Annotated in this window: 1 protein-coding gene; it reads right to left on the reverse strand. The window is 74.9% G+C overall.

Annotation, left to right across the window (positions count from 1 at the left end; genetic code table 11):
- Positions 1-320: 320 nt before the first annotated feature.
- On the reverse strand, positions 321-2448 hold a 2128-nt coding region (locus GPJ59_RS35495; RefSeq protein ID WP_219672232.1), incomplete at its 5' end, for an alpha-N-acetylglucosaminidase.

The following is a 2448-nucleotide window of genomic DNA, read 5'->3' on the forward strand; positions in this document are numbered from 1 at the left end:
GTCCTGCGGCGGCCCGGCCTCCGACGACCCGGCCTGCGACGCCCGGTCACCCGGCTGCCGGTCACCCGGCGTCCTGTCCTCCGGAACCCGGTCGTCCGGCCGCCCGCCGCCCGGCGCCCCGCCCCGCGCGGGTCGGCCTTCCCGCGCCGGGTCCTCCGGCCGGTCGTCCGGCGGCCCGCCGCCCGGTCGTGCCTCCCGGTCGTCCATCGATCACCACCGCCTCACGCGTCGGCCGCCCCGTCCCGACCCTGCCGCCCTTTCGGCCCCATCCGCTCCTTCCAGCGTGGCACCCGGGCGCGGCGGACGCGCCGGGGTGGTCGTCAGCGCAGGGCCGCCGCGATCTCCGTCGCCAGCACGTGGGGGTCGCCGGTGGGCTGCGTGGCGTGCCGCGTGGTCCGCCGCGCCCACTCCTCCTCGAAGGCGTGCCAGTCGATCTCCCGGGGCGCGGCGCCCGTCACCAGGGCCTCCTCCAGGCTGTCGAAGTACGTCTGCCACCTGCGCGCGTACAACTCCTCGACGAGACCCGCCCATTCGCGGTTCGCGTAGTCGTGCAGGAAGCCGCCCTCGCTGGTGCTGCGCCGCCCCCACACGCTCAGGATCGAGCGGGCGTCGTACTCGTACCGGTCCCGCTCCGCGCGGTTCGTGCCCCAGGCGCGGGCCGAGGACAGCCAACTGCCCAGCAGGAAGTGCGGGTCGCAGCCGGTGATCCGGGCCAACTGCCGCTCCCCGGAGGCCCATTGCCCGGTCAGTGCGCGGAAGAGGGCGAGGTCCTTCGCCTCGTACGCCGCCCTGATCCTCGGCAGCAGCACCCGCGACCGGTTGGCGAGGGCCTGCCGTGCGGTGTCCACCAGGTCGAAGCGGTACGCACTGGACCCGCGTAGCTCCGGTGCCACCTTCAGCAGGTGCTCCAGCGCCTTGCGCACCGAATCCGCCGGGTAGCGCATGGACCGGGGGCTCCAGTACGCCGCGTTCGGCGCCGTCAGGCTCGGCCGGGCCGAGAACAGGCTGTCCTGGGACTCCGACCACAGCCCCGACGAGGTGCTGTACGGGCCCCGCCGCAGCTCCTCCCAGGCCGCCGCCGCCGCGGCGTCGGGCCGCCCGTACCGGCGGGCCGCGAACCGCGCGAACCAGGCCTTCTGGTCGATCGGCCCCGGCTCCCACGCCAGATCGGTGAACAGGTCGAAGGCGGCCGGATTGGTGCCGGTCCCCTCCGGCAGGTACGCGATCCCGCGCAGCGCGCTGTTCCGCTTGGTCCGCCAGGCATCGAACCGGTCGATCCACACCGACGTGTTGGCGCCGATCGTGGTGTGGCCGCCGAAGTTGTAGATCGTGCCGATCGCGTACGGGGTGCCGCCCCACCGGGTCTCCCGGTCCAGGCGGTTGTAGCGGTCCGACAACCCGTCCAGGATCAGCAGCTTCGAGGTGTCCACCCCGGCCAGCAGCTCCCGCGTCGGATCGTCCTGCCAGCCCAGCACCGCCCACAGCGCGCCCGGGCGGGCGCGGTGCAGGGCGGCCTGCACAGCGCCCGCCGCCGCCTTCACGTCGACCGTGCCCGTCTGCCCGCCCTCGTGCAGCGGGCTCATCCGGTACATGGTGCTGTCGCCGAACACCGCGCGCTGCTCGGCGTAGTACGCGGCCGCCAGCTCGCCGAACGCCGGTGAGGCCGGGTCCAGCCAGTCGGGGCGGTCGAAGCCCGCCCAGTCGCCCTGGGGCACCACGCTCGCCCCGGTGTTGCGGGCGGCGAATCCCGGCGGCACCGTCCCGAAGTAGCCCGGCAGCACCGGGGTCATCCCCAGCCCGCGCAGCTGGTCGGCGATCCGCCGGCCCACGGCCGCCCGCTCCCGCATCAGCCGTTCGGTGACGGGGCCGCCGAAGCCGCTGAGGTTCTGCAGCAGCCACCAGCTCTGGTGGCCGGGCGCCGGGATCCACTCGCGCAGCTCCTCGGCGGAGTACCCGAACCGCTGGAGCGCCCGGTAGTACGGGTACTCGGCGCCGACCTGCACGAACACCTCGTTGATGCCGTGCAGCGCCATCAGGTCGACCTGCCGCTGGTGCTCCTCGAAGGTCCGGTAGGGGCCGGAGTACCCGTCGTCGGTGTCGTTGAGGGCGTACCGGTGCGGCACGAGCGCGCCGCGGGTGACCGGCGCCGGGACGCCCGGCAGCACCTCGGGCAGTATGCCGAGGCTGTCGCCGGGCCAGCCGATGTCGGTGCCGGCCACGTGCTGGAGGTACCAGCCGACGCCGGTGAGCAGGGTGGCGCCGGTGCTGCCCCGGACGGTGATGTCACCGGCCGGCCCGGAGACCGTGAAGGTGTCCGGGCCGGTGGCCGAGGCCTCGGGGACCAGGGTGAACTGGTCCGCGTGGCCCGGCAGCAGACGCTCCAGCGCGGCCCGCGCCGGCCCGGCGTCGAAGGCCCGCACCGGCGCGGTGCCGGCCCGTGCTTTTTGA

Origin of the sequence: Streptomyces bambusae (genome assembly GCF_019400985.1) — a bacterium.
Taxonomy (GTDB): domain Bacteria; phylum Actinomycetota; class Actinomycetes; order Streptomycetales; family Streptomycetaceae; genus Streptomyces; species Streptomyces bambusae_A.